Annotated in this window: 28 protein-coding genes, 1 tRNA gene and 1 pseudogene; 16 read left to right on the top strand and 14 right to left on the bottom strand. The window is 37.2% G+C overall.

Annotated elements, in window-relative coordinates; genetic code table 11:
• Positions 1–45 precede the first annotated feature (45 nt).
• Positions 46–1,632 (bottom strand): catalase, encoded by a 1,587-nt coding sequence (locus tag ACMZ42_RS23890; protein WP_370081015.1) that lies wholly within the window; start codon positions 1,630–1,632, stop codon positions 46–48.
• A gap of 260 nt (positions 1,633–1,892) precedes the next feature.
• Here ACMZ42_RS23890 and ACMZ42_RS23885 point away from each other — a divergent pair, with 260 nt between their 5' ends.
• From ACMZ42_RS23885 to ACMZ42_RS23860, 6 genes are all read left to right on the top strand, one after another.
• A complete protein-coding gene (locus ACMZ42_RS23885; protein ID WP_370081013.1) occupies positions 1,893–2,045 on the top strand; it encodes a hypothetical protein in 153 nt (50 codons plus the stop codon).
• A 60-nt stretch (positions 2,046–2,105) separates the two neighbouring features.
• The gene (locus ACMZ42_RS23880; RefSeq protein WP_199777815.1) at positions 2,106–2,273 is read left to right on the top strand and encodes a hypothetical protein; all 168 of its coding nucleotides are present in this window, start codon (positions 2,106–2,108) and stop codon (positions 2,271–2,273) included.
• Positions 2,274–2,643: 370 nt separating this feature from the next.
• Positions 2,644–3,651, top strand: coding sequence for a medium chain dehydrogenase/reductase family protein (locus ACMZ42_RS23875; RefSeq protein WP_415733022.1), 1,008 nt, complete (start codon positions 2,644–2,646; stop codon positions 3,649–3,651).
• A 16-nt stretch (positions 3,652–3,667) separates the two neighbouring features.
• On the top strand, positions 3,668–4,081 hold the full coding sequence (locus ACMZ42_RS23870) for a MerR family transcriptional regulator (protein ID WP_415733021.1): 414 nt from the start codon (positions 3,668–3,670) through the stop codon (positions 4,079–4,081).
• Positions 4,082–4,541: 460 nt separating this feature from the next.
• Entirely contained in the window at positions 4,542–5,144 is a 603-nt protein-coding gene (locus tag ACMZ42_RS23865; protein WP_370081007.1) for a hypothetical protein, read from the top strand.
• Between the two features lie 418 nt (positions 5,145–5,562).
• Complete coding sequence (locus ACMZ42_RS23860; protein WP_415733020.1) at positions 5,563–6,228, top strand: hypothetical protein; 666 nt, start codon at positions 5,563–5,565, stop codon at positions 6,226–6,228.
• Between the two features lie 119 nt (positions 6,229–6,347).
• Here the strand turns inward: ACMZ42_RS23860 and ACMZ42_RS23855 are convergent, their stop codons facing one another.
• A complete protein-coding gene (locus ACMZ42_RS23855) occupies positions 6,348–6,857 on the bottom strand; it encodes a hypothetical protein (RefSeq protein ID WP_415733019.1) in 510 nt (169 codons plus the stop codon).
• A gap of 15 nt (positions 6,858–6,872) precedes the next feature.
• The gene (locus ACMZ42_RS23850; RefSeq protein WP_415733018.1) at positions 6,873–7,562 is read right to left on the bottom strand and encodes a B3/4 domain-containing protein; all 690 of its coding nucleotides are present in this window, start codon (positions 7,560–7,562) and stop codon (positions 6,873–6,875) included.
• Positions 7,563–7,621: 59 nt separating this feature from the next.
• Between ACMZ42_RS23850 and queG the strand changes: the two genes are divergently transcribed.
• Positions 7,622–8,752: a tRNA epoxyqueuosine(34) reductase QueG gene (queG, locus tag ACMZ42_RS23845; protein WP_415733017.1), complete on the top strand. Its 1,131-nt coding sequence runs from the start codon at positions 7,622–7,624 to the stop codon at positions 8,750–8,752.
• 14 nt (positions 8,753–8,766) lie between these two features.
• Complete coding sequence (trmL, locus tag ACMZ42_RS23840) at positions 8,767–9,240, top strand: tRNA (uridine(34)/cytosine(34)/5-carboxymethylaminomethyluridine(34)-2'-O)-methyltransferase TrmL (protein ID WP_053485736.1); 474 nt, start codon at positions 8,767–8,769, stop codon at positions 9,238–9,240.
• Here trmL and ACMZ42_RS23835 read toward each other — a convergent pair.
• The 4 genes from ACMZ42_RS23835 to ACMZ42_RS23820 all read right to left on the bottom strand — a co-directional run bounded on the left by ACMZ42_RS23835 (position 9,237) and on the right by ACMZ42_RS23820 (position 10,956).
• On the bottom strand, positions 9,237–9,488 hold the full coding sequence (locus ACMZ42_RS23835; protein ID WP_415733016.1) for a hypothetical protein: 252 nt from the start codon (positions 9,486–9,488) through the stop codon (positions 9,237–9,239). The two genes, trmL and ACMZ42_RS23835, sit on opposite strands and share 4 nt — an antisense overlap.
• A gap of 99 nt (positions 9,489–9,587) precedes the next feature.
• Positions 9,588–9,857 (bottom strand): hypothetical protein, encoded by a 270-nt coding sequence (locus ACMZ42_RS23830; RefSeq protein WP_415733015.1) that lies wholly within the window; start codon positions 9,855–9,857, stop codon positions 9,588–9,590.
• Positions 9,854–10,105: a hypothetical protein gene (locus ACMZ42_RS23825; RefSeq protein WP_415733014.1), complete on the bottom strand. Its 252-nt coding sequence runs from the start codon at positions 10,103–10,105 to the stop codon at positions 9,854–9,856. The genes ACMZ42_RS23830 and ACMZ42_RS23825 overlap by 4 nt, the downstream gene beginning before the upstream one ends.
• A gap of 5 nt (positions 10,106–10,110) precedes the next feature.
• Positions 10,111–10,956, bottom strand: a complete 846-nt coding sequence (locus ACMZ42_RS23820; RefSeq protein ID WP_370080988.1) for a VOC family protein — start codon at positions 10,954–10,956, stop codon at positions 10,111–10,113.
• Positions 10,957–11,517: 561 nt separating this feature from the next.
• Between ACMZ42_RS23820 and ACMZ42_RS23815 the strand changes: the two genes are divergently transcribed.
• Positions 11,518–11,694, top strand: a complete 177-nt coding sequence (locus tag ACMZ42_RS23815) for a hypothetical protein (protein WP_370080984.1) — start codon at positions 11,518–11,520, stop codon at positions 11,692–11,694.
• An 84-nt stretch (positions 11,695–11,778) separates the two neighbouring features.
• A complete protein-coding gene (locus ACMZ42_RS23810; protein ID WP_415733013.1) occupies positions 11,779–12,609 on the top strand; it encodes an aldo/keto reductase in 831 nt (276 codons plus the stop codon).
• Between the two features lie 51 nt (positions 12,610–12,660).
• Here ACMZ42_RS23810 and ACMZ42_RS23805 read toward each other — a convergent pair whose 3' ends face one another.
• The 3 genes from ACMZ42_RS23805 to ACMZ42_RS23795 form a co-directional block, all read right to left on the bottom strand.
• Positions 12,661–14,823 (bottom strand): 5'-nucleotidase C-terminal domain-containing protein, encoded by a 2,163-nt coding sequence (locus ACMZ42_RS23805; RefSeq protein ID WP_370080980.1) that lies wholly within the window; start codon positions 14,821–14,823, stop codon positions 12,661–12,663.
• Between the two features lie 326 nt (positions 14,824–15,149).
• Positions 15,150–15,989: an RluA family pseudouridine synthase gene (locus tag ACMZ42_RS23800; RefSeq protein WP_415733012.1), complete on the bottom strand. Its 840-nt coding sequence runs from the start codon at positions 15,987–15,989 to the stop codon at positions 15,150–15,152.
• A gap of 55 nt (positions 15,990–16,044) precedes the next feature.
• Complete coding sequence (locus ACMZ42_RS23795; RefSeq protein ID WP_370080976.1) at positions 16,045–16,470, bottom strand: disulfide oxidoreductase; 426 nt, start codon at positions 16,468–16,470, stop codon at positions 16,045–16,047.
• A gap of 562 nt (positions 16,471–17,032) precedes the next feature.
• On the opposite strand from ACMZ42_RS23795, the gene ACMZ42_RS23790 reads away from it, so the two are divergent.
• Positions 17,033–17,206 (top strand): DUF2639 domain-containing protein, encoded by a 174-nt coding sequence (locus ACMZ42_RS23790; protein ID WP_370075542.1) that lies wholly within the window; start codon positions 17,033–17,035, stop codon positions 17,204–17,206.
• A gap of 61 nt (positions 17,207–17,267) precedes the next feature.
• Positions 17,268–17,969 carry a YqjF family protein gene (locus ACMZ42_RS23785; RefSeq protein ID WP_415733011.1) on the top strand — a complete coding sequence of 234 codons (702 nt, stop codon included), beginning with the start codon at positions 17,268–17,270 and terminating at the stop codon, positions 17,967–17,969.
• 44 nt (positions 17,970–18,013) lie between these two features.
• Here the strand turns inward: ACMZ42_RS23785 and ACMZ42_RS23780 are convergent.
• A pseudogene (locus ACMZ42_RS23780) lies at positions 18,014–18,409 on the bottom strand (SDR family oxidoreductase); the annotation flags it as partial.
• Between the two features lie 232 nt (positions 18,410–18,641).
• On the bottom strand, positions 18,642–19,013 hold the full coding sequence (locus ACMZ42_RS23775) for an SDR family NAD(P)-dependent oxidoreductase (RefSeq protein ID WP_415733010.1): 372 nt from the start codon (positions 19,011–19,013) through the stop codon (positions 18,642–18,644).
• Between the two features lie 201 nt (positions 19,014–19,214).
• On the opposite strand from ACMZ42_RS23775, the gene ACMZ42_RS23770 reads away from it, so the two are divergent.
• The 4 genes from ACMZ42_RS23770 to ACMZ42_RS23755 all read left to right on the top strand — a co-directional run bounded on the left by ACMZ42_RS23770 (position 19,215) and on the right by ACMZ42_RS23755 (position 23,052).
• Positions 19,215–19,288: transfer RNA gene (locus ACMZ42_RS23770), tRNA-Arg, on the top strand.
• A 165-nt stretch (positions 19,289–19,453) separates the two neighbouring features.
• On the top strand, positions 19,454–20,434 hold the full coding sequence (locus ACMZ42_RS23765; RefSeq protein ID WP_415733009.1) for a tyrosine-type recombinase/integrase: 981 nt from the start codon (positions 19,454–19,456) through the stop codon (positions 20,432–20,434).
• Between the two features lie 609 nt (positions 20,435–21,043).
• On the top strand, positions 21,044–22,138 hold the full coding sequence (locus ACMZ42_RS23760; protein ID WP_415733008.1) for a hypothetical protein: 1,095 nt from the start codon (positions 21,044–21,046) through the stop codon (positions 22,136–22,138).
• 14 nt (positions 22,139–22,152) lie between these two features.
• Entirely contained in the window at positions 22,153–23,052 is a 900-nt protein-coding gene (locus ACMZ42_RS23755) for an HNH endonuclease (protein ID WP_415733007.1), read from the top strand.
• Between the two features lie 418 nt (positions 23,053–23,470).
• Here ACMZ42_RS23755 and ACMZ42_RS23750 read toward each other — a convergent pair whose 3' ends face one another.
• On the bottom strand, positions 23,471–23,893 hold the full coding sequence (locus ACMZ42_RS23750; protein WP_415733006.1) for a hypothetical protein: 423 nt from the start codon (positions 23,891–23,893) through the stop codon (positions 23,471–23,473).
• Between the two features lie 483 nt (positions 23,894–24,376).
• Positions 24,377–24,924, bottom strand: a 548-nt coding sequence (locus ACMZ42_RS23745; RefSeq protein ID WP_415733005.1) for a hypothetical protein, incomplete at its 5' end; no start/stop codon positions are given.

Below are 24,924 nucleotides of genomic sequence, written 5' to 3'. Positions count from 1 at the left end.
AAGACATTACATATTTGTTGTGAAAATATGTAATGTCTTTTTGATTTAATAAGGCTCTGCGCCATGACCTTTATCTACAGCTTTTTGAGGTGCTTCATCACCAGCAATATTGCCAAGTGGCTTTGATGAAGAAGAATCGTTTCGAGCTTTTTGTAAACCTTCTTTTAACAAACGACCGTATTCTTCATCTGCTTCTTGTGCTAATGCAATCATCGCTTCTTGAATGGCTATATGACAGACTGCTAAATCACGAATTAAGTTTTCAAGCAGCTCATCTCGCTCCCATTGCTCAAAATTGCGATATGTTTCGCCAGCTTGCTTCGTATTACTTTGACGATCAATTGATTCTCGAACGAGATTACCTTCCACGAGTGGTGTATATTCTTTAGCCGCTTGAGTAGCTTCCTTTAAACCATTTAACATCGAAGGCTCATAGTTAATATGAGGATTTTGTCCAGGAGCTAAATCACGCTTATACATCATTTGACCACCATTTTGATTGGTTGCCACTCGTTTTTTAGGAGCATTGATAGGGAGTTGTAAATAGTTTGCACCTACACGATGACGCTGTGTATCGGAATAAGAGAAGGTACGACCTTGTAGCATTTTATCGTCCGAGAAATCCAATCCGTCCACAAGCACACCTGTGCCGAATGTAGCCTGTTCAACCTCAGCAAAATAATCTTCTGGATTTTTATTTAGCACCATCTTACCAACTGGATACCATGGGAATTGATCATTAGGCCAAAGCTTCGTATCATCTAATGGATCAAAATCAAGCTCTGGATGTGGACCATCCTCCATAATTTGGACGTTAAGCTCCCATTCAGGATAATCACCATTTTTAATGGCATCATATAAATCTTGTGTGGCATGATTGAAATTTTTCATTTGGATTTCTTCTGCTTCTTTTTGTGTTAAGTTTTTAATGCCTTGTAAAGGTTCCCAATGATATTTTACAAGGACCGCTTTGCCTTCATTATTGACCCATTTATACGTATTAACGCCGGAGCCTTGCATCATTCGATAATTAGCAGGAATACCCCATGGTGAATAAACGAATGTCACCATATGGAAGGATTCTGGTGAGCTTGCACAGAAATCAAAAAAACGCTCAACGTCTTGAATATTTGTAATGGGATCAGGCTTAAAGGCGTGAATCATATCAGGGAATTTCATAGCATCACGGATAAAGAAAATCTTTAAATTATTGCCGACTAAATCCCAGTTACCATCCTCAGTATAGAATTTTACAGCAAAGCCTCGTGGATCACGTAATGTCTCTGGTGAATGACCACCATGAATAACTGTTGAAAAGCGCACAAAAACAGGCGTCTGCTTCCCTTTATCCTGAAATACTTTAGCCCTTGTATACTTAGAAATAGGATCATCCCCGACAACACCGTATGTCTCAAAATAGCCATGTGCCCCTGCACCTCGCGCATGAACAACACGCTCAGGAATTCTTTCACGGTCAAAGTGACTTATTTTTTCTATAAAATCATAGTTTTCAAGGGTTGCAGGTCCTCGATTACTGACAGTACGTATATTTTGATTGTTAGTAATAGGGTGTCCCTGTCGATTTGTCAAAGTCATGTCATGCTCGTTTGTTGAATCATGTTGGTTTGTCATTGTTTAACCCCTTTCTTTGGATATAGTCATTCTGTCCATGCTAGGGGAGAACTAGACATTAAAAACCCTCTTACATGTGATACCTTTATGGTTTTTTAGATTCCTTCTAAAGATTATTGTCGAAATATGCTTTAAAATCAGAAAATATCGATTTGACTGTTTTGAAATTCTTGTTAGTATTTATGATATATGGAGATTACAGCTACATTTTTACTTTAGTTACTGTAGGCTTTGATAATTACTTTTAAGGGGTGTAAATTGTGTCGACAATATTCGTGTTTTCAATTGCTATGTTGGGATTAGGTTTAGCAATTTATACAGCCTCACAAACTGATGTTTTAAAGAGAAAGATATTGCAATTAGAAAAAGAGATAAAGGAATTAAAAGATAGAATTAAAAAGAGTGAAAGTTAACGCTCTTTTTTTGCTTATTATTAAGAGAGTGTTTAGAAGACTTAAAAAAGGAGATAGAAAATGCTACATAATGGATTAAAATATGTTGGGTTTTTAATCATGTTAATTTTCGGCGGAGTCTTTTTGTTAAGATGGTTTCTTCATGATGAATTATTATTGGATCAATTAATTGCCTTTGCAATAGGCTTTATTTTCTACGTTACTTCTTTATTCGTTAAAGCAAAATGATGCACTTTGTTTTAAACTAAAAAGCTCTCCTACACACAAGATGTAAGAGAGCTATTGGATGGCGTTTTCAAATAATTATCAAGTAGTTTGAGTATGGCCATTGCTTATAGTTGGTTATTAGTCATTGGTCATACAGTAACAGGTAACTTGTCATTGGTTTTGTTTAAGTTAGCTCCAAAAAGCTAGTTTTGAAAACAGCACATCCAATTCGAAGTCTCATCGACTCCATAAATCTATTGTATACAGTTTCAGGGAAATCGTCTATGCAATAAAACTTTAAACCTTGGCTGATGCAAAATAGATTCCTTGACTTAGAGTTTACTCTAACAAATATAATACAAACATCTTTATTGAGAGGAGATGTTTTGATTTGAATACACGAGTAATTGTAACTCGATACGGAGGACCTCAGGTTATTGATGTGATAGAGGAGCCCCTACGAAAACCTGAAAGGGGAGAAATTCGAGTTAAGGTTCAAGCAGCAGGGGTTGCACTTGCGGATATTATGAGAAGAGAGGGTAAATATCCGCTATCTCCTATACCTCCCTTTACTCCAGGATACGATGCTATTGGGATTGTTGACGAGTTGGGAGAAGGCGTGCAAAAATATTTGATAGGGGATAAGGTAGCCGTCTTTTTTAACGGAACGGGTGGCTATGCATCTTATGTGTACGCGATGGATGATGAGGTTGTCGGGATTCCTGCTCACATCGATTCCGTAACGGCGGTTGCTGTGATCTTAAATTATGTAACAGCCTATCAAATGCTTCACCGGGTTGCAAAGGTAGCTGAGGGAGAACGTATCCTTATTCACGGGGCAAGTGGAGGGGTTGGTACTGCATTGCTTGAGCTTGGAAAGTTAGCGAAATTAGACATGTATGGCACGGCTTCCTTGGCTAAACATTCAACTGTATACCAATTCGGCGCCGTGCCGATTGACTATCGAAACGAAGATTTTGTAGATACTCTTCGTAATAAGGCTCCTGAAGGTATGGATGTTGTATTTGATCCAATAGGAGGCCGGAATTATGAGCGTTCGATGAATACCTTAAGCAACAATGGCCGTTTCATAGGTTACGGCTATACTTCGATTCTTCAGCAAGGAGATTCAGAAGAATGGACCAAAGAGTGGGAAAGTTTGGCTGAAAATCGAACTACAGGGAAAGGTAATCCTGTCTATCTTTACTCTATAACCTCATTAAAAAAAGAAAGGTTAGATTGGTTTAAGGAAGATGTTCGGTTCCTTCTCTCATTGTTAGAGGAAGGGAAAATCAATCCCTTGATTTCTTACAGACTTCCTTTAAGGGAAGCGGCACATGCACAAGAATTGCTTGAAAAATCAATATCTGTAGGAAAGGTTGTTCTTATATGTGAATGAAAGGGGACAAAACCTAATGTACTCAATTGGTGAAATATCGAAATTAACAGGTATTTCTGCATATACACTTCGTTATTATGAAAAAATGGGTCTCTTACCTAATCCTTATCGTTTGGATGGGAAGCAAAACGGGATTCGGCAATATAATGATCTGGATCTTCGCTTTATCCAATTTATTTATGGATTAAAGCAAACAGGAATGAAGCTAAAGGATATTACTTTGTTTGCTGAAGATGGCTGTCTGTTAACACAAAATGATCAAGAAATAGAAGATATCCAGGATATTTTACATAAACGGATCGAACTATTAAATAAACATGTTAATCTATTGGGGCAACAATTGGAGCAATTGGAAAACGTGATGACTCTTGCAAATGAGAAAAGAAGTTTTTACTTAGCTATGCTAAATGATCGACTTCCAAACCCGTAAAGACATTTTAACTTCTTCTAGGAGAAGTTAAGCTTCCGGCGGATATCACGGGATCAGAAAGGAGTTGTTAGCCTAAAATCATCGCATCCATGCGAAAACGGCTAATTGACCTGTATCGGTGGCACTGCCCCTATGTTTTCACACAAAAGACATCTATTGCTTCTGCTACGTTAGCACTGAGCTTTCGCAAAAAATAGACTATCAAAAGCGTTTAGCCACTATTGGTTGAACGCTTTTTTATATGCATTAGATTTAGTTCAATATGTAACAAGATCCTTTATTTTACTTAAAATGTCGAAAAATGACGAATAATAAAGGTGGAAATGTACACCTTATTTTGTCAGAATTGTAATAGGAGGAGATGATATAGTATTTTAGAAACTTTTTGTACTATAATTCTATTTCATTAAATCTAATAACGTATATTTTTAACGATATGCATTCGGAGGGAATAAAGGTAATGAAGAAAGTTTTATTATTACTTCTAGCAGTTATGCTAGTTGGATGTTCTGGAGAAGGAACAGAGAAGAAAAAAGAGGCAGATGTAAAAAAAGAAGAGGTCGTTACAGTAAAATTTGAAGAAGTCGATACTGAATCAAAAGCTACAGTTGAAAAGTTTGCCAAAGAATACAATGAAAAGCTTACTTTATTTAAACAGGTTCAACCTATAGGATTAGACATGATTCCAGAACCTGTAACGAATGAACTTAATGATTTCTCACAAGTTCTATTGGAAGCTGATTTTAAAGAATATAAGGGCCATTACAAATTAGTTGCTAAATACAATAAGGATAAAAAAATAATTGGATATAATCTTTCTGTTCAAGGACTCCCTGAAAAAGAAGTAAATGATGAGGGAGATGAATGGGCAGAAGGGATGACTTCAGCTGTAATAGTTGCTCAAACACTAGGATTAGATTTGGGTAAATTCACCGAATCATTAGCTAAAGCTGAAGGAAATAGAGACACTGATTCTTATACTGATTCTACATATAAGGTAACTAATCTTTGTACTGAGGTCGATGCAGGAAAGTTTGAATTTAAATTTGAATTAACTAAGTAGAACAAAAAGCATCTCTAATGAACTACATCTCAATTGTGTCTAACAATTGCAATGCAGATCAAGAGATGCTTTTTTGCTTTGCTGTATTTATTTTAATTGATTTAGAGCTATACAAGTCTTTTTTGCTTATTAATAGGCTTGAGAAGCGATGAAACCTCGGCTTGTCTTTTGTATTTGCTTTTGTGTAATTGAGATTTTAAAAATTGGTATTCTATATATTATTATTCCATAAAACCTTAATTTTACACAAAATGTCGAAAAATGTTGAAAGAAAGGGTGGAAACAGAAACTTTATTTTGTCAGAATTATAATAGGATGATGCAATATAGTAATTTAAGTATTTTTTGTACTGAATTCTATTTCATTGAATCTAGTAACGTATATTTTTATTGATATACATTCGGAGGGAATAAAGGTAATGAAGAAAGTTTTATTATTACTTCTAGCAGTTATGCTAGTTGGATGTTCAGGAGAAGGAACAGAGAAGAAAAAAGAGGCAGATGTAAAAAAAGATCAGGAAACAAAAGAAGCGGTCGTAAAGGAGGAGAAAGTCGTTCCAGTAAAATTTGAAGAGGTTGATCCTGAATCAAAGGCTGCGGTAGAAAAGTTTGTTAAAAAATACAATGTCAGAGCTGATATATATAAACAGAATCCAGTAAACGGAATTGTAATAGCGAAAATGCCAGAACCAATAACTAGTGAATTGATTAAAGAGGAAAATATTTTCTCACAAATCTTATTGGATACTGATTTTAAAAAACATAAGGGTCATTATAAAATAGACGCTAAATATAATGAGGATAAAAAAATAATTGGATATAATATTTTTATAGAAGGAATCCCCGCAACCGAATTAAATGAAGCTGAAAATGGAGGAGAATGGGCAGAAGGAATTATATCCGCTATGTCAATTGCTGATGCACTAGGATTGAATATAGATAAATTTGACGAAGAAAGTGATATTGCTTTTGACGAGGATAAAGCTTATACATATACTGATCCTAACACTAAGACTAATGTAACTTTTCTGTTTGCTGATTGGGATATAGGGAAATTTGAAATTAAATATGATTTAAGTAAGTAGAACAAAAAGCATCCTAAAGCTGCACTCCGAATTGTTAAACACAATTGGAGGTACAGCTCAAAAAGGATGCTTTTTTTATTGTATTTCTTTTTTAGAAATAATGGCCTGGATGCTCGAGATTAGAAATAACGAGAATCATCAAAATTAATTTCAACACTATAATTCTTCGCATTGATCAGATTCGATAATTTATGGGCATCTTTTTCTAGTTTAATAGCACGTTCGCGGTACTCATCTGGCTCATACATAGCAATTTCATAAAGCATTGTATTTTCACCATAACCCATGCGTACACTCTCTTTTTCATGCATACTAAACTGTTTGCACAGTTCAGCATCTGCGCGGAGCTGTGTTGCGAGCTCAATCGCTTCAACTAATGCTAGTTTTTCACCTTTAAAGTCCACGGAGCTTTTTATATTTGCATCATATACTAAACGATCCAATGTACGAACATCGAGACGTACTTGAGCTAATTCAGCTTCAATTACCTTCATTGCACGATTACTTGTTTTGGGTGCTTGTCCTTTTTCAACAGTTACAAAAGCGCTACGATGTAATTCGTCAACGAGCTCTTGAACTTTTTTTGCTAAAATACTTTTTAGCTTAACGGCTTCTGCAAGATTAATCATGAAAACACATCCTTTTTACAGTGTAGTAGATGGTGCTGCACTTGTTAATAAGGCCATTTTAAAATCGCCACCATGAATTTGATTAAACATCTTACCGGCAGATGCAAGAAGCTCTTCCGCACTTTCTTCTAACAATGATGGGCGGAGGTAGAAGATATGTAAAGCCTCGGTCGTTTCCTCTGAAACAGACGTACGTTTAGAATCGACAAATGGTGACCCAAATGCTCCTTCAGCATCATAGCTATTAAGGATATTTTTTAATGCATTAAAACGACCATTTAAGCCCTCATAGCCAGTTTCCTCATTGCCAAGTGCGATTTCTATATTTCCTTTTAGTTTAGCTACATCATATAAGCCTACTGGAATCTCATATTGGAGGGAGAAGAAATTATTTAAATCAACACCAGAGTGAAGTGGTGTTAAATAATTTTGCTTACTAATTCGGCGCATTAAACTTTCTGCTGAGTGACGATAGCGGTTCGGATCTGCACCAAGCTTTTTCCATAGTTGTCGCCATTCTGCAATACCCTCTCGTTGCGTAACAGGATTATCTTGCATTTCTAAAAAGAGATTTTCCTGATACAATTGCATGCGACCTTTAATCATTTGAGGAGATTCTGCAACGACAATTTTGGTATAATGAATAATGCCGATTTTAAGCTCGGGATGTTGTGTCAATAGAGATTGATTAATTGAAATGTCCATAAAACATCACCTACTTTATCTATTTCTATTATTGTACCATGTAAGGAGTTGGAAATGAAATGAACATACATGACCTACAACGTGAATTTGTGGCGTATGCAATGTCCATTGGTGTAGATAAAATTGGCTTTACAACAGCAGCTCCTTTTACTGAAATGAAAAATAGACTGCGCCGCCAGCAAGAACTTGGCTATCAGTCTGGCTTTGAAGAAAGCGATATAGAAAAACGTACCGAACCCCTACAATTGTTAGAAGGAGCAGAGAGTATTGTGGCGATAGCTGTCGCATATCCGTCGCGTATGCAAAATGCACCTGTTGGCAAGAAGGGAGCAAGACGCGGGATTTTTTGCCGTGCTTCCTGGGGGATCGATTATCATACAGCATTACGTGAGCGATTGAAATTATTAGCAGCATGGCTTGAGGAACGCATAGAAGGTGTTCGTATTGAATCAATGGTTGATACGGGGGCACTTGTCGATAGGGCAGTTGCGGAACGTGCAGGAATAGGTTGGAGCGGAAAAAACTGCTCGATCATTACGCCTGAGTTCGGTTCCTATGTATATTTAGGAGAGCTAATCACGAATATCCCTTTTGCTCCGGATAAGCCTATGGAGGATGAATGCGGGGATTGCCGCTTATGTTTAGATGTTTGTCCAACTGGTGCGTTAATCGAAGGCGGACAGCTAGACTCTCAACGTTGTATAGCCTTTTTAACACAAACTAAGGGAATGCTACCTGATGAGTTTCGTACCCATATTGGTAATCGTTTGTATGGCTGTGATACATGTCAGACCGTATGCCCAAAGAATAAAGGAAAGATTAACTGGATGCATGAGGAATTTAAACCTGATCCAGAGCTTGCAAAGCCATTACTTGTGCCACTTTTGACAATTTCAAATCGTGACTTTAAAGAAAAGTTTGGCCATGTTTCTGGTTCATGGCGAGGGAAAAAGCCAATTCAACGCAATGCTATTTTGGCACTTGCTCACTTTAAAGAAGAAGCTGCGGTCCCAGATTTAGTAGCGCTTCTTGAAAAGGATGAACGACCTGTAATTCGAGGAACAGCAGCATGGGCTTTAGGTAAGATAGGCGGGGAGCAAGCTCAATCCGCATTACTTAAGGCAAAAGTAAAAGAACAAGACGAGGAAGTACTCGTTGAGATTAATAAAGGTTTACAATTTTTTAGTTAAGGAAGTGTACCGTTATGCCATTGCATATCGTTTTATATCAACCAGAAATTCCAGCAAATACAGGAAATATTGCACGCACATGTGCTGGCACAAATACGTCACTACATTTAATTCGTCCTCTTGGCTTTTCTACAGACGATAAAATGCTAAAACGTGCCGGCTTAGATTATTGGCATAGTGTCAATGTCGTGTATCACGATTCGCTAGAGGATTTTTTAGAGGCATCCAAAAATGGCGACGTTTATTTAATTGAGACCTATAGTGAAGAACCATTTACGACACATGATTTTAGTGATAAAGATCGAGATATTTACTTCATGTTTGGCAAAGAAACGACTGGCCTGCCAAAGGATTTTGCGTATGAGCGTCGAGATATGTGCTTACGAATTCCACAGAGTGAGCATGTTCGTTCACTCAATCTATCGAATACAGCAGCAATAGTTATTTATGAGGCATTACGTCAACAAGGATATCCAGGGTTACATTAAAAAAGCAGTTCTCCTATTATGGAGAACTGCTTTTGCTTTTTTGTAAGACGTGAAGGGATTCGAAAAGGGATGGTTAGAACTCCGTAAGCGACGGAAAGACCGTCAAGTGACGGAAAGCCCGTCAGGCGACGGAAAGAACTCATCAGCGACGGAAGGAACTCCTCAAGTGACGGATTGCTCGTCAAGCGACGGAAAGAACCCAGCAAACGACGGAAAACACCTCGCGAGCGACGGATAAAACCGGTCAAGCGACGGAAAGAACTCCTCAAGCGACGGATTGCTCGTCAAGCGACGGAAAGCACCTCGCGAGCGACGGATAAAGCCCGTCAAGCGACGGAAAGAACTCCTCAAGTGACGGATTGCTCGTCAAGCGACGGAAAGAACCCAGCAAACGACGGAAAGCACCTCGCGAGCGACGGATAAAACCCGTCAGGCGACGGAAAGAACTCCTCAAGTGACGGATTGCTCGTCAAGCGACGGAAAGCACCTCGCGAGCGACGGATAAAACCCGTCAGGCGACGGAAGAACTCCTCAATCGACGGATTGCTCGTCAAGCGACGGAAAGAACCTCGCAAGAGACGGATAAAACCCGTCAGGCGACGGAAAGAACTCCTCAATCGACGGATTGCTCGTCAAGCGACGGAAAGCACCTCGCAAGCGACGGAAAGCACCTCGCAAGCGACGGATAAAGCCTGTCAAGCGACGGAAAGAACCTCGCAATCGACGGATAAAACCCGTCAGGCGACGGAAAGAACTCCTCAATCGACGGATTGCTCGTCAAGCGACGGAAAGCACCTCGCGAGCGACGGATAAAGCCCGTCAAGCGACGGATACAATCCACACCCCGACGGATAGTACGCCACATCACTCTTAAAATTTCAATAAAACAACGATACCTGATGGATCCTCTGTTTGGAAACCACCATCTATATCAATAACAGGTGCACCAATTGAACGGAGATTTTCTTTCATTGTTGCTGCTTGCTCTTCATTATCTAGACGCAGTGAAAATGTTTGTAAGCCAACCTGATTTTTACCAAGCTTTGGTGCGTTTTCAGAGTGCCAAGTGTTTAAACCAATATGATGATGATAGCGGCCAGTTGAGATGAATAAAGCTTGTGCTCCATAGCGAGTGACAATCTCAAATCCTAATCCTTTTGTATAAAACTCCTCTGCGGCAGCCAAATTAGAAACTGATAAATGAATATGTCCCATAACCGTATCAGCTGGTAGGCCATCCCATCTTCCATCGCCTTCCTCTAATATAGAATGGATTTTAAGAGGTTCGGTCACCATATGCACTTGGTCGAAATGCCAAGTCCATTCATTTTCAGGGCGATCCGCATAAACCTCAATACCATTATTATCAGGATCATTTAAATAAAGTGCTTCACTTACATCATGGTCAGATGCCCCGAAGTACACGCCCTTGTTATGGAAATGAGTAATAATATTTGCTAAATCACGACGAGTAGGCAGTAAAATTGCAAAGTGATAAAGTCCAGTTGTTAAGCTCGTTTTTTCTTCTACTGTTTCAGGTTGGACGATTGTCAATAATGCTGTTTTGCCATCAGCTGTTAGAGTTGCTCTATGAGATTCCTGATGTAAAACTTTAAAGCCAATGACCTCCTGATAATAAGTTAATGAACGTTGTATATCGCTCACTTTAATTTCAACATTAGTGACATATGTGTTAGGTTTTTCATGAAAATGCATAGTAATTTACCTCCGAATTTAAGTTATGATTGATTATCAAGTTACTTTATGTAAGTAAGTTTATTTTATAAAGTACAGATTGTCAAGTAATTATATTGTTCCAAAAAAAATGAGAAATAACCGAAGTGGCTCATCGGACGCCCCAGGAAGCTTTGCTATGCGCGAAAGCGAAGCGACAGCAACAACAAAGCGCCCAGCCGTAACGGAAATCAACAACTCGTTTTTGCCGAAGAGCAAACTTTATCTAAAATGACTTTGCTGTAATAGTTTTAAACAAAAAAATCACTAAGCATATATTTATGCTTAGTGATTTTCTTGAGGTATTATTTGTCTGCTCTGTAGTCGCCTTCATAACCAGCAGTGAAAATAGCAGTTAAGAATGCTACAGTTACACCAATAATTAATATTAAACTCATGGAAGAACCCTCCTCATGTTTATAAAGACATCTCTTTTTAGTATAGCCTATCTACTATAAAAATGAAACGACGTAGCGGAATAAAATATGTCAGAAATGGTTCAGAAATAACTATTTAGGGAAAACTATAAGAGAGGTGATGATAGTGGAAAAAAAGGTTCCAAATATCGAAAACGGTACAATGGCTAGAAATTTTAAAGATTTACAGGATTTGGGGAAGCAGATGGAGCATTTACGTGATGGTCAAGAGCTTGTAGAAGACAATCGAATTCCAGACCCTATCCAAGTAGATGATTATGAAGAGGAAGCGAAAGATCAATAAGATATTACCCCCGAAATTTTCCTTATATTTCTTAAAACCAATTTTTTGTATAATGGAACTAGGAAAAGAAAGGGGTTGTTATTCTTGAATTTACAATCAACAAAAACATTAGCAAATGGTGTGGAAATGCCTCGCTTTGGCTTAGGTGTTTATAAAATGACAGAGCGTGATGAGACTTTGCAGGCTATTGATAAAGCTGTTAAATATGGCTACCGAGCTATTGATACGGCTTCTCTTTATGGTAATGAGGCCGAGGTGGGCGAAGCTATTCGTCATTCAGGTGTTAAACGTGAGGATATTTTTGTGACGACAAAGGTTTGGAATAATGACCAAGGCTATGATGAAACATTACGAGCTTTTGAAGTTTCATTGAAAAAGTTAAATATGGACTATTTAGATTTATATTTAACGCATTGGGCAGTACCAGAAACATTTGAAGAAACGTATAGAGCAATTGAACGTTTATATGATGAAAAATTAATTCGTGCAACAGGTGTCTCAAATCACCATGAGCATCATCTACAAAAGCTTTTAGCTAAAGTAAATATAGCACCAATGGTCAATCAAGTAGAGGTGCATCCATATTTACAGCAGGACGCATTACGAGCATTTTGTAATGAGCATGGAGTTGCTGTTACGGCATGGTCTCCATTAGGCCGTGGCGGGGTACTTGATAATCCAACGATTATGGAAATTGGTCGTGAAATAGGGAAGACAGCTGCTCAAGTAGTGCTGCGTTGGCATTTGCAAAATGATACACTTATTATTCCTAAGTCTGTGACACCTAGTCGTATTGAGGAAAATGCACAGATTTTTGATTTTGAATTAACACTAGCTCAAATGGATAAAATAGCTACGTTAAATCGCAATGAACGATTTGGACAAGACCCAGATAACTTTAAATTTAATTTTTAGTGCAATAGAAATCCCGCTCTCTAATTTGAGAAGCGGGATTTTGTAAATTTATTATTTAGATTCTTTTACAAATGGAATATAGTTAGAAAGCATTTTTGCCATATGCGCACGTGTCGCGTTGTTACTAGGCATAAATTTGCCGTTTACGCCGCTAACAATCTTTAAGTCTTTCATAAGGGCAATAGCATTTTGAGTTTCAGCGTTGTATTGAGAAATATCACTGAAATCAGCTTTTAAACCAGTTTTTGCATCGTGTTGTAGGTTGTATGCACGAGCAAACATTAAGGAAAGTTGAGCACGAGTTACTTTTGTATTAGGATTGAATTTACCATTCACACCTTGTACAATTCCTGCTTCAGCAAGTGCTGTAATTTCTTTTTGTGTTGCAGGATTTACATTCGCAAGATCAGAGAATGTTGCTTGACCTTTTGCTTCAAGCTTTAAGGCACGTGCGATAAATGATGCAGCTTGTGCACGAGTTAAGTTTGCGTTTGGTGAATATGTTGTTGCTGAAGTACCGTTAGTTAAATCACGGTAATAAAGGTCACGAACAAAGCCTTCTGTTTCTGAACCTTTTGCGATATCTTTAAACGGAATTGTTGCGATAATACGTCCTTCTACTTTTGGATCAACTTTTTTCAGTGTATCTAAATGTTCAATAAACATTTCGTAGTCAATTGTACCAGGTTCACTTACACGGCCGTCCTCATAAACTTTTTTCAGTGTATCATAGCCGTCTCCACCTTTAGCAGTGAATGTATTTGTTGCCGCTTTATAATATGCTGCTTTATCAATCTCTTTACCATTTAATTTAATAGATTTTACACGTTTACCAGCTGGTGCTTTACCGTCAAATTCTACTTGTAAACCAGAGAAGTGTAGGAAGCCACCAGATTCTTTAGGGAACTCTTTCACACTATGTTCAACGATTTCATAAATTTCAGCACCTTTTAATTTTACGATACCAAGTGCATTACCGAATGGCATAACTGTCATAACCTCACCAACAGTAATATCTCCTGCATCAATACCAGCGCGGATACCACCACCATTTTGGAATGCAAATTGTACTTCAGGGTCAATTTTTTTAGCACCAGCAAGCATCCCATCAGTAATTAAGTTACCAAGGTTTGTTTCACCAGCACGAACACCCCAAAGATTACGACCGCCATTTAGTGGTGAAACAGCTGTATTACCTGTTGATTGATTTAATATTTTTGAAATTTTCTCTTTATATGGAGCTAAAAGTGCTGTAGCCTCTGCGTCAGCTTGGACATCTTTTAAAGCATGTAACTGACCGAAGTAGTCAACAACGGCACCATTATCGTCGAATGTTAGTTCTAATTCACCTAAATTTTCGCTATATTGGCCTGTTTGAACGATAATTGTAGGGTTCTTAAATGGTGTTTCAGCTTTCACAGGCTTGTCTAATTTTGTATGTGTATGACCACCTACGATTACATCAATGCCTTCTACAGCTTTCGCTAGTAATTGGTCATTATCCCAATCAGCGGAGTCATCGAAGCCAATATGAGTAACTGCGATAATTTTGTTAACACCTTGTTTTTCAAATTCTGTTACTGCTTTTTTCGCAGAGTCGATATAGTTTGCAAATTGGACGTTAGCAACGCTTGAAATGGTAGGTGTCTCTTCTGTTGTTAAGCCGAAAATACCTACTTGTTGTCCATCGATTTCTTTAATGATACCGTCATAAATTTTACCGTTTTTAAAGTCTTTTGTGACTGTTTTGAATTGTAAGCCATCGAATAAAGAATCTTTTGAAAAATCTAGATTGGATCCTAGTAATGGGAACTCTGCGCCCTTAACGAATTTAGCAAGTGCAGCATGTCCTTCTGGGCTTGATCCTAAATCGAACTCATGGTTACCAAAAGTCATGGCATCATAACCCATTAAGTTCATTAACTTCATATCAGTTTCCCCAGCAAATTCGTTAAAGTATAAAGTACCAGAGAAAACATCACCAGCATCTAAAAGAAGTGAGTTTGCATTTGCAGCACGAAGTTCTTTTACTTTTGTTGCACGCTTTGGAGCATCCTCAACGTGTGCATGCGTGTCATTTGAGTGTAGAATTGTTAATTTGAAATCATCTTTCTTAGCTGTTGGTGTTGCTTCCGCTGCATGTGCGGCAAAACCGGGTGTAGCTAGTAAACTAGCAGCTAGAGTTGTTGCTGCAATACTTTTAACCCATTTCATCAATAAATTCCCCCTCATATTAGTCAGATGACTGACAATTTAATTTAATTCTATCATGAAAGAAATCCACCGTCATTACCAATAATGGAAATGTATAATAAATTTACTGTAAAAAATAGATGAAAGAAATGTAAATATTATATTTATACTTTTTTAGGATTATAAGTAAATAGATTGAAGTAATAGCTCATCACCATAACGTGTTGTTGATTTCAACAAGTGTCATCCACAACTTTTGATGATGAACGAAAGAAATAAAAAAGCATACAAAAACTGCACTTTAAATTGTTAGCTTATGTGCAACAATTTAAAGTGCAGTACGATAATTACTGCTGATCCTTTACAACGATCACCTTATTTAAAAATGGATGCTCGAATTCCAATTGAATAGCATGGAGCTCATAGTCGTCACTTGCCGTTTCTCTTGCGCCATACATTGTATCTCCAATAATCGGATGACCGATATGTGCTAAATGTACGCGAATTTGATGTGTTCTTCCTGTTTCAAGAATTAGATGGACAACACAAGAGCTTTTATAGCGCGCTACAACTTCATAGTGTGTAACCGCATGCTGTCCAGTTTTTGAAACGACACGTCTTGTTGCATGATGTCGGTCTTTTCCGATTCCTTCAGAAATCGTGCCAGAAGTAGAGCGTAAATTCCCTTGCACTTCTGCAGCGTATGTTCGAATAATGGATTTTTCCTCAATCATACGATCAAAGATTGATTTTGCTAAAGGATGTTTTGCTACAAGTAACAAACCTTGTGTTCCTTTATCTAAACGATGGACATGCTCCGCATAAGTGCCACCTTGCTCTTTAATATGAGCCATAACATGATTCATACAAGTGTGAGTATCACGTGCATCATTTGGATGTGTCGACATACCTTTTGGTTTAGAAACGATCAAACAATGGTCATCCTCATAGACGACATCAATTGCACAAACAGGTGTCGGTTGATAATTGGATGCCGGAATAGGAAATGTAAATTTTATTGTTGTGCCTACTTGGAGTGGATCATTCCACTGAATAGGCTCTCCGTCCATTGTTGTGATAGCCTTCGCCATTCGTAATTCATGGACTAGCTTTTTACCGAGTCGCCAATGATTGCGTAATAGCTCCTCAACTGTCAAATTATTCGTATTTATTTCATAGTGAAACATAAATCTTCCTCCGTAGAAAAGACCGTATTCCAAAATGTAGAACACGGTCTCATAATTATTTTGCTGTTTTAGCAGCCTTCATTACATAAAAGCTTGCCCCTGCAATTAAAATAAATGCAGTTAGCGCTAAAAATGGGATTGTGATAAAACCTAACCAGTTAATATATTGACCAGTACATGAAACAAGACCACAAGATGGTGCGGTATCAGCTAAAAAACTTAGCTTTTGAATACCATAATGGTAAAGTGATATACTGCCTCCCATAATGGCAAAAACAGCGGTTGTTACAGCAATACGTGCATTTTTTTGAATAAAGGCAATCGTTGTCATAATGACAATTGGATACATGAAAATTCGTTGGTACCAACACATTTTACAAGGTTCATAATGACGAATTTCAGAAAAGTATAAGGAACCCAGTGTTGCAACGACAGAGACAATCCAAATAAATAATAAGCCATTTTCCACTTTTTTAGACATATAAATTCTCTCCTTAGTATAACCATGTACTTGTTCGATTATAGTTGTTCTAGTTTTATATGTAAATTAACTTACCCAAAATAAGGTATCATCACCAAAACGTGTGGTTGATTTCCGTTCCGACTGGGCGCTTTGTTGTTGCTGTCGCTTCGCTTTCGCGCAGATAAAACATTTGTCGCTGCCGCTTCGCTTTCGCACAGAGCAAAGCTTCCTGGGGGCGTCCGATGAGCCGCTTGGGCCAACACGATGTTGGTCACGAAGGCGTTATCACAGGATGTGATGCTCTTAGCCTTCGTTCCTCAATTTGCTAATCCCCAAGGAGTCGCCCAGTCTCCACTCCAATCAACCAACTCACATAGTATGTATCTTATGTATGAAAGCGAGTGGCCTGGAACGGAATCATCCTTATTTAAATAGCAACAACATTCACCAAAATTACCTTGACCTACTTTTTTTTCAACAGTATGAAAACGAAGGAACGATTCTTCGTTTTTTTATTTTGAAAAAATGTCACTACATAAATTCCTGAGCATACGCTATGTTATGAATAGTAGTGAAGGGAATGTGTAAAGTGCATAAGTATTCAAAAGGTTGGTTTGTGAAGCAACTTCGAGATCATGGTATTTTGGTGCATCCACAATATAAAAGTCATTTAGGCAGTTATAAAGAATCCGAACTGCGCAACTTATATTACCGATATGTTGAAACAGAAACATTAGATTCAGAACAAAAATAATCATTTCCGTTTGAATAACTCCTTTGTAGGAAAGAATTTAACTACAGAAAGGAGTTATTTTATGTGGAGTAAACCGTGGATTTTAACGCAAATATGGCAAGATGTGTTGTTTCTACATTGGCCAGTGTCACCTAAGGATTTAGAACAGTACATTCCGCAAGAGTTGCAGCTGGATCTCTATGAAAATAACGCTTGGCTTAGTGCTGTCCTTTTTAAAGTAAAAGGACAACGACTGAGATTTCTACCACCATTCCCAGGAGTAGGTACTCATTTGCAGCTTAATGTGCGGACATATGTTACATATAACGGCATGAAGGGTATCTATTTCTTTAACTTAGACGTTACGAATCGTTTTATTGTACAAATAGCTACAAAGGGCAGTTTATCATATCGCCATTCAAAAATATCTTTAAAACAAGCAGGGGACAATTTCTCTTTTACAAGTTTATATCAAGGTGCACTCGATGAAAGGTTGGAAATTTCATATCAACCGATTGCCAGTGAAACAAGTAGTTCTACATTTGATAAATGGTTAGTAGAACGTTATCATTCTTGGTCAAAATGGAAGAGTTCTCTAGTTCGCATTGATATAGATCATATACCATGGCAGCTACAACGAGTCCATATTAACATTGAAAGCAACACCCTAGCTCCATTTGTAAAGGAATCTATACAAGGTATTCAACCGATTGCTCATTATTCGAAGAGTAAACAGGCTAGAATTTATTCGCCAAAACTAGAAACCGGATTCAAAAATGCTTAGTGAATCTGGTTTGCTTTTGTTCATTGATTGAGAAGTAGTTTGACTTATTCTTCATACATCATTTTCTTTGTCATCCCACCATCAACAGTTAGATTAATGCCTGTGACGAAATTATTTGTTGGGCTAGTTAAATACAAACATGCCTGCGCAATGTCTTCAGGTACGCCTACACGCCCCGATAAATGCAGCTCGTGATCAATCATACGTTCATAATCACCTGTTTCAATCCAACCAGGTGAAATACAATTAATCGTAATATGATCTGGACCTAAAGAACGCGCTAAAGCATGTGTAAATGCAACGATACCGCCTTTTGTTGCTGCATAGGCTTCAGTATGGGGCTCAGACATCTCAGCACGTGTAGAGGCTATAGAAACGATTGAGCCACCATTGTCATTAGCTCGCATAACTTTTGCAGCCTCTCTCGAACACAAAAAGACACCCGATCAATTATGCTTCGGCATAATTGCGTCCGGAATCGGCTTTGTGCTTAGGCCTGCATGATGCAGGTCAGTTAGCCGTTATCGCATGGATGCGATGATTTTAGGCTAACATCCTTTATTGAGCTCCTTTCCGATTCTGTGACATCTGCCGGAGGCTTTAGGCCAACACGAAGTTGGTCACTCAGTCGTTGCCACAGGACGTGGCGTTCTTAGACTGAGTTCCTCTATTTCAGCGGGTGTTTGTACACCCGCTGAAAAGAGTTAGATTAGTTTGGATCATATCGTTCCATTCGTCTAATGTTACGTCATAAAAAGATTTATGTTGAAATTTACCCGCATTATTAATTAAAATATGAATAGTACCAAAATGATTAACAATTTTTTGCATTAAAGAAACGATGTCTTGTTCTTTCGTAACATCTGTTTGAACAAAAAGAACAGAATAACCTTGCTCAATTAAATCTTTTTCCAAAAGCTGACCTAATTCTTTATTTACATCGGCAATAACTACATTGGCACCATTTCTTGCATACGTAAGTACAATGCCATTGCCGATCCCTTGTGCACCGCCAGTTACGACGACTACTAAATCTTTAAACATAATAGCTTCCTCCAGTTTTTTTGCTTTTCATTATTTTAGGAAAAGTAGAGATGAGGGGGGCATAATGGGGTACAAAAAATCATATAATATTAATATGAGGCAAACCTTGCCTTCATAGTAAAATTAATGTTGACATTATGATATAAAGCACATATAATAAATATTGTCCTTGATATGGACTACATAAAAAAATAACATCATGTCTCAGTAGCTCAGCAGGATAGAGCAACGGCCTTCTAAGCCGTCGGTCGGGGGTTCGAATCCCTCCTGGGACGTCAAAAAAGCAGTCACAAACCATTGATACAATTGGATTTGTGAGAAACTAGGGATTCGGTCGGGGCTTCGGTCACTGATGTAGAATCCCTTTTTTATTACCCTGAAAATTACGTGTATATAGTACCGAAATTATCTTCCAATTCAATTGAATGGAGGATTTTTTTATGACCAAAAAGTCGGGATTATATGATGTAGACTTCACATTGACAACTAAGGAGCTTACCGCTTCTATCAAAGAAGAAAAGATTGTCACAGCTCGCTACAAGCCCTTTACAGAAGCGGTGAGAACTATTATCTGTCAAATGGAGGTTAGTGGTTATAGACCACGTACCATCAAGGATTATGATACAGTGCTGATGAACTTCTCAAAGAGTGCAGGGGTTACCTATTTGGAAGAAATCACTGTAGACACAGTTTACTCATGGCTTGATTGTATGCAGGTAGTGAATCAAACAAAGTTAACACGCCTAAAAGTTCTGAAATCGTTCCTAGGCAAGTGTTTCACCAATGGTTGGCTTAGCTTGAACTTTTGGCAAGCAATCAATGTGAAGGTAGATAAGAAGGTTAAAAAGGGAGCAAAGCCAAATGACATTGCAATCTTAGTGTCGTTAATTGATAAAAGTACATTCATTGGTCTGAGAGATGTAACTGCTATTTTAACGATGTACAAGACAGGGATTCGCATTAACACTCTAGGGCAGTTAAACGAGCGACATATTGATTGGGGAAACAAAACCCTTGTGCTAGAAGGAGCGATATTGAAAAATCATCAAGTGTTGAAGTTACCAATAGATGAACAATTAATGGATTTATATCGAGTGCTAATTCTATGTAATGACAAGCTTAGAGAACACTACGGAGTAAGTAATACCAACTTGTTTATATCCTCGAAGGCAACAACGTTGAACACGAAGTCAACCAACAATGCTATTTCTAAACAACTTACTAAGTATGCTAAGCGTTATGGACTTGAGAATATCAATGCACACGCTATCAGAAGGGCTTATGCGAAGAACTTACATGACAAGGGAGCGAGTGTTGCTTTAATCAGTAAGGCTCTTGGTCATTCAGATTTAGCTGTTACAACTCAGTACCTAGATTTGGATGTTGAGGAAGTTGCAAAGGATTTGAGAGAATATCTATAAATTTTAATGGCTGTCTATGTCATAGATTCAAAATTACTTGTGTCTTTGATGTAGGCAGTTTTTTTGTACCGAGTGTTGTCCTCAGCTTTGGTTTTGTGTCGTGAAAAAATAAAAAATAAATTTTTGAGAAATCGTTTGTTAAATTGAAAAAAATATATATAATGCATACTGAAGAGAGCTTTAGGCACTTACAGCAGAACATACATCTCGGCCTTGAGATAGTGCCTAGTATAGTCAAATAGGTTTTTGAAATCCTTTTGGAAGGGTTTATTTAAGTTTGCCTTTTATAAAACGTAATAGGCTTATTAAGAATGGACTTTTTAAGGATACGGCTATGCTATGGGTTGTCTGTTGTTTTGATAATTTGGTCTAAGAACGCAAGAAAGTAAACCAAACATTTCAAATGATAGACATTTTTAAACACTAGTTTAAGAGTGTCTTTTTATATTCTATAGCGATAATAACTGAATGGCTATTTGTGCAAAAATGGTTTCATTCAGTACCTCCAATTTCCATCTTCAACCTACATTTGAGTATCTTCATGATACCTTTATTACCCAGTTTAAAGAAAGAACTCTATAAAGAGAGAACAAGAAAGGAACAATCAAATTGACAACTAAATTTTTTGTAAAGGTACAGAATAGACTTATTACCGAAGATACAGAGTCTCACCTGTCTGTTAATGGTTTGTATCTGTATGTACTGATTAATTCACAACTGAATATTAACAAGACATTTTCTACGAATAGAGATGTTTTGATTCAACAGCTAGAGGGGATATACGGCTCTAAACGAAGTACCATCGTTGCAAAACTGAATGGTGCATTAGAAGAGATATTAGAAAAGTCACCTTTAATTGTTGATAACTTGGATTGGAAAAATAGTTCGAGCAAAGACTTATTAACTTTCCGTATGCCTGAGAATCGAGAAAATCATACGCAAGTACCTTATGAAGTGATAGCGTCAATTAATGATGTGGTTATGCTATATATCTACGTGTGTGTTGCTCGATGGGCAAATAAAGACAAAGGCTTCTTTAAATGTCCTTATGTTCGATGGGCAAAGTTACTTCAATGTTCTGAGCGTACAGCTAAGAGCAAGATTAAAGAAGCTGTATCTCAAAAAGTCATATTTGTTAATCGTGGAAACTACATTGAGGGTGTTTCGAAGCAACAAGATATTAATGAATATCATATTCGATCAATTGCTCAAAAGGATAAGACGATTGCTTCTATTGGTTATGAACGTGCAGAGAATAGCAAGAATATCGAAGGCATAATGGGTTATGATACAACGCCATTAGCTGAGAGAAAAGGTTTCTTAGAATATGCTGCTCATGTTGAAATTGCAATCAGAGCCTTTGAAAACATGGATAAATCATTTTATCCAAGTGATGAGCATTATCATACGCTTGCTATTGCTCAAAGAAGAAATAAAACACACCTACTAGCACCTGAAGAACAAAAGCTATTAGAAGTGGCACTGCGAAGAATTAAGATTCTTTCGACTAACGAGAAGCTAAAAGCCATTGTTCAAGAGAAAGTTGAACGGGCAAAATACAAGGTTAGTCAACTCAGTAAAACTGATATTTTATTCGTAACATTTCAAGACAAAACAAAAAAGAAATCGCCTAAGAATCACTCTAATATGAACTCTTTTGAAAAAACAGTATTAGAAGATGATGACCCATTTGGTGAAGATTAAAGGAGTTAATTAAAATGACAATAAATACAATTCAAAATGAAGTAACGGTAAATGTTACTGAAAAGAAAAAGCGAAATAAAAGAAACTATATGGTAGAAGAAGAGGATGTCCTAAAAGTATATCCGAACGCTGTTGATGCAGTTCCGTTTATCTTTGATGCGGAAGACAGAGCTTTACTAGAGGAATATACTATCTGTCGAAACAAAAACGGTTACGCAATTGCCAATGAAAAAACTCTGGGTAGAAAAGTATACCTTCATCGAGTGGTGATGAAGATGTTAGATAAACCTTCTACAGATTTTATAGACCACATTGATGGAGATAAGAATAACAATAGAAAATCAAATCTTCGTATATGTCATGGAGAGGATGCCACTAACCAAAGTAATGTACATTTTATTTTTCCGAATGGAGAAAGAGTGAAACGTTATCGTACTCCAAATGACACATTTATATTAGCTTACACTGATGGTATTATGCCATATGTGGAATTTGATTATTACAATTACTCGGACTTAATAGTGCATTATAAGTCACTTTATGAAGATGGTTTTGAACAAGCTACAAAGTCAAAATTATTGGAAAGTAAACTTGAATGTCTTAAGCGGATTGAGACTTCTAAATCAAAAAAAGAAGTGAAAAAATTGAAAGGCGAATTAAATGAACTTGATGCTCTGATAGAAAAAGTGAAATTAGCATATGAATATGCAAGACTTTTAAAAGCAAAAGATTGTATGCCCAGTGGATTATTCTTTGAAAATAAAAGAATGCGACTAAAAGGTGAAATAGATAAAACTCCAAAGGAAATTGTTGAATCGGGAGTTGCTCCCACTGTGATTTACTTTGGAAACTATTATGATAAGCCAATAGCGGGAGACCATTCACTTAAACCAAATGGAGAAAATATATATTAGTTTGAAAAGAAGCGCATCACTACTGTGTGGTGTGCTTTTTCTGTACGCAACTTCTCAGACAGCGCTCAGACGACTCGAGTATCAGTTAGACATATATTTGGTTACATGGATTGCTCTCAGCTTGTTTATCAGTGCCAATACATCTTCCTCAAATGAGCTAATAGAGTGTTTGCTACAAGCCCTATGAACAACGATGGCAACCGTAGCGTTTCTTATAAGCTTTAACGATTAACGAGCCTGTGAGGGTTGATAGTAGAGCTGATGAATCATTGACACATGTTGTCTGATTGGAGCAACAGAGCCATGTATGAAGCTATAGGAGTGATTGAGGAAGCATAACAAAAGGACTTGTATACATGAAAATTAAATCATAAATACAAGTCCTATTCTTATTTGTTGGATAAGTAACTGCAATGCTCTATTTTAAAACTGTCTCGGCTGGGGTAAATGCTTCCCATTGATTATATTTAGTTGTTATTGATGAAATAAACCAATACTCTTTAAATGGTTCTAGATTCTTTTCTACGGTTATAATCTTTTGCCCACTACCAAAATTTGCATATGATGTTTCTAAATCGTATTTAACGGTATACCGCATTTTGGATTCGCTAAGCTTTTCTACTTTGGTAAGACGAAAGTTACTAACCCACGGGCTTGACTGACCTGTCACCCAGTGAGCTTGCTCAAATTTTCCCCATGATTGTTTTTGAAGCGAAGGGGACAACATCGCATATTGAACAGCACCACTTCGATTATTTACGCCTAATATCCACAAATCTACGGCTTGTTTTGGTTCTTGTACATGCAAACCAGCCATAAAAGACATTAACTGTATTTCCATATATCTAATCACCTTTCGAACATATTTTTCTAATTAAGATATGTTTCGAATGACCTTATAGTGATTTCTTTTGTGATGGATAAACAAGGTCATCTCTCACTATTAAGGTGGAAGGGGTATCATTCTGTTGCTTTCCTATGTGTATCAGTAGCAAGAATGAATGACCGTTACCACAGGCGAGACGATAAGGGCTAAACAGATTCAACTACAACAATCGTAGCAAACCTTAGAAGCTTGTAACGAGCCTGTGAGGGTAGATAGTGGAGCAGAGGAATCATTGATACAGGGTTGAGATTGGTGCTACAGAGCCTTGAATGGAGCTACAGGAGCTAATGTGAGAGTATAACAAAAGGACTTGAATATATGAGGAATAATCATAAACACAAGTCCTATCTTGATGGGCTATTGACTAGGTTGGGGATATTTGAAAATAGCCAGTAGCTTTTATACTATGTATTAATAAACATAAGGAAGGGGTTTTTATTATTTGTATTTAGGATTTAATATAAGTCGTTCAATTAATACAGTAATACCAACAAACGTTATTGCTATAGTAAACGTATAAACAAATAAATAAAAACTGTTAAGGTTATCTATCATAATAGTACCAACAATAACTGAACCTAGAGAACACATTGTAGGCAATTCAGCTATAAATACAAACTTAAACGCATCGAATATTTTCGGAAGGGGTCTACTATGTCTTGGTTTATAGTAACCAATATTGATTACATTCCAGTTAACAAAAAGGATTAATGAAAATAGTGTGATGAATTTATAAATATCGTTACTATTTAATACAGGGTAACTGAATATACTAAAAAGTCCAAAGAGGACTGTCACTATCCAAAGTGTAGGCATTATCCACTTTTTTTCGATTTGAATATAATCACTATTTTTATCCCTTTTTTCAGAAAATTGACCTTCTAAATTACCCATTTCTTTTGGTTTATCTATTTTTTTAATAATCCATATTATAAAAATGATTAATACAATAATACCATGGAATATACTATAGATAATATTAATAA

Source organism: Lysinibacillus sp. NPDC056185, assembly GCF_047737915.1.
Lineage (GTDB): Bacteria > Bacillota > Bacilli > Bacillales_A > Planococcaceae > Lysinibacillus.
The sequence above is the reverse complement of the archived record's forward strand: the minus strand, read 5'-3'. Positions and strand labels throughout refer to the sequence as shown.

Bases quoted from the DNA above. Each gene is read 5' to 3' on its own strand.
- ACMZ42_RS23890 (WP_370081015.1), bottom strand. From the start codon at position 1,632: ATGACAAACCAACATGATTCAACAAACGAGCATGACATGACTTTGACA.
- ACMZ42_RS23880 (WP_199777815.1), top strand. From the start codon at position 2,106: ATGCTACATAATGGATTAAAATATGTTGGGTTTTTAATCATGTTAATT.
- ACMZ42_RS23870 (WP_415733021.1), top strand. From the start codon at position 3,668: ATGTACTCAATTGGTGAAATATCGAAATTAACAGGTATTTCTGCATAT.
- ACMZ42_RS23865 (WP_370081007.1), top strand. From the start codon at position 4,542: ATGAAGAAAGTTTTATTATTACTTCTAGCAGTTATGCTAGTTGGATGT.
- ACMZ42_RS23860 (WP_415733020.1), top strand. From the start codon at position 5,563: ATGAAGAAAGTTTTATTATTACTTCTAGCAGTTATGCTAGTTGGATGT.
- ACMZ42_RS23855 (WP_415733019.1), bottom strand. From the start codon at position 6,857: ATGATTAATCTTGCAGAAGCCGTTAAGCTAAAAAGTATTTTAGCAAAA.
- ACMZ42_RS23850 (WP_415733018.1), bottom strand. From the start codon at position 7,562: ATGGACATTTCAATTAATCAATCTCTATTGACACAACATCCCGAGCTT.
- queG (WP_415733017.1), top strand. From the start codon at position 7,622: ATGAACATACATGACCTACAACGTGAATTTGTGGCGTATGCAATGTCC.
- trmL (WP_053485736.1), top strand. From the start codon at position 8,767: ATGCCATTGCATATCGTTTTATATCAACCAGAAATTCCAGCAAATACA.
- ACMZ42_RS23825 (WP_415733014.1), bottom strand. From the start codon at position 10,105: ATGTGGCGTACTATCCGTCGGGGTGTGGATTGTATCCGTCGCTTGACG.
- ACMZ42_RS23820 (WP_370080988.1), bottom strand. From the start codon at position 10,956: ATGCATTTTCATGAAAAACCTAACACATATGTCACTAATGTTGAAATT.
- ACMZ42_RS23805 (WP_370080980.1), bottom strand. From the start codon at position 14,823: ATGAAATGGGTTAAAAGTATTGCAGCAACAACTCTAGCTGCTAGTTTA.
- ACMZ42_RS23800 (WP_415733012.1), bottom strand. From the start codon at position 15,989: ATGTTTCACTATGAAATAAATACGAATAATTTGACAGTTGAGGAGCTA.
- ACMZ42_RS23795 (WP_370080976.1), bottom strand. From the start codon at position 16,470: ATGTCTAAAAAAGTGGAAAATGGCTTATTATTTATTTGGATTGTCTCT.
- ACMZ42_RS23790 (WP_370075542.1), top strand. From the start codon at position 17,033: ATGTGTAAAGTGCATAAGTATTCAAAAGGTTGGTTTGTGAAGCAACTT.
- ACMZ42_RS23785 (WP_415733011.1), top strand. From the start codon at position 17,268: ATGTGGAGTAAACCGTGGATTTTAACGCAAATATGGCAAGATGTGTTG.
- ACMZ42_RS23775 (WP_415733010.1), bottom strand. From the start codon at position 19,013: ATGTTTAAAGATTTAGTAGTCGTCGTAACTGGCGGTGCACAAGGGATC.
- ACMZ42_RS23765 (WP_415733009.1), top strand. From the start codon at position 19,454: ATGACCAAAAAGTCGGGATTATATGATGTAGACTTCACATTGACAACT.
- ACMZ42_RS23755 (WP_415733007.1), top strand. From the start codon at position 22,153: ATGACAATAAATACAATTCAAAATGAAGTAACGGTAAATGTTACTGAA.
- ACMZ42_RS23750 (WP_415733006.1), bottom strand. From the start codon at position 23,893: ATGGAAATACAGTTAATGTCTTTTATGGCTGGTTTGCATGTACAAGAA.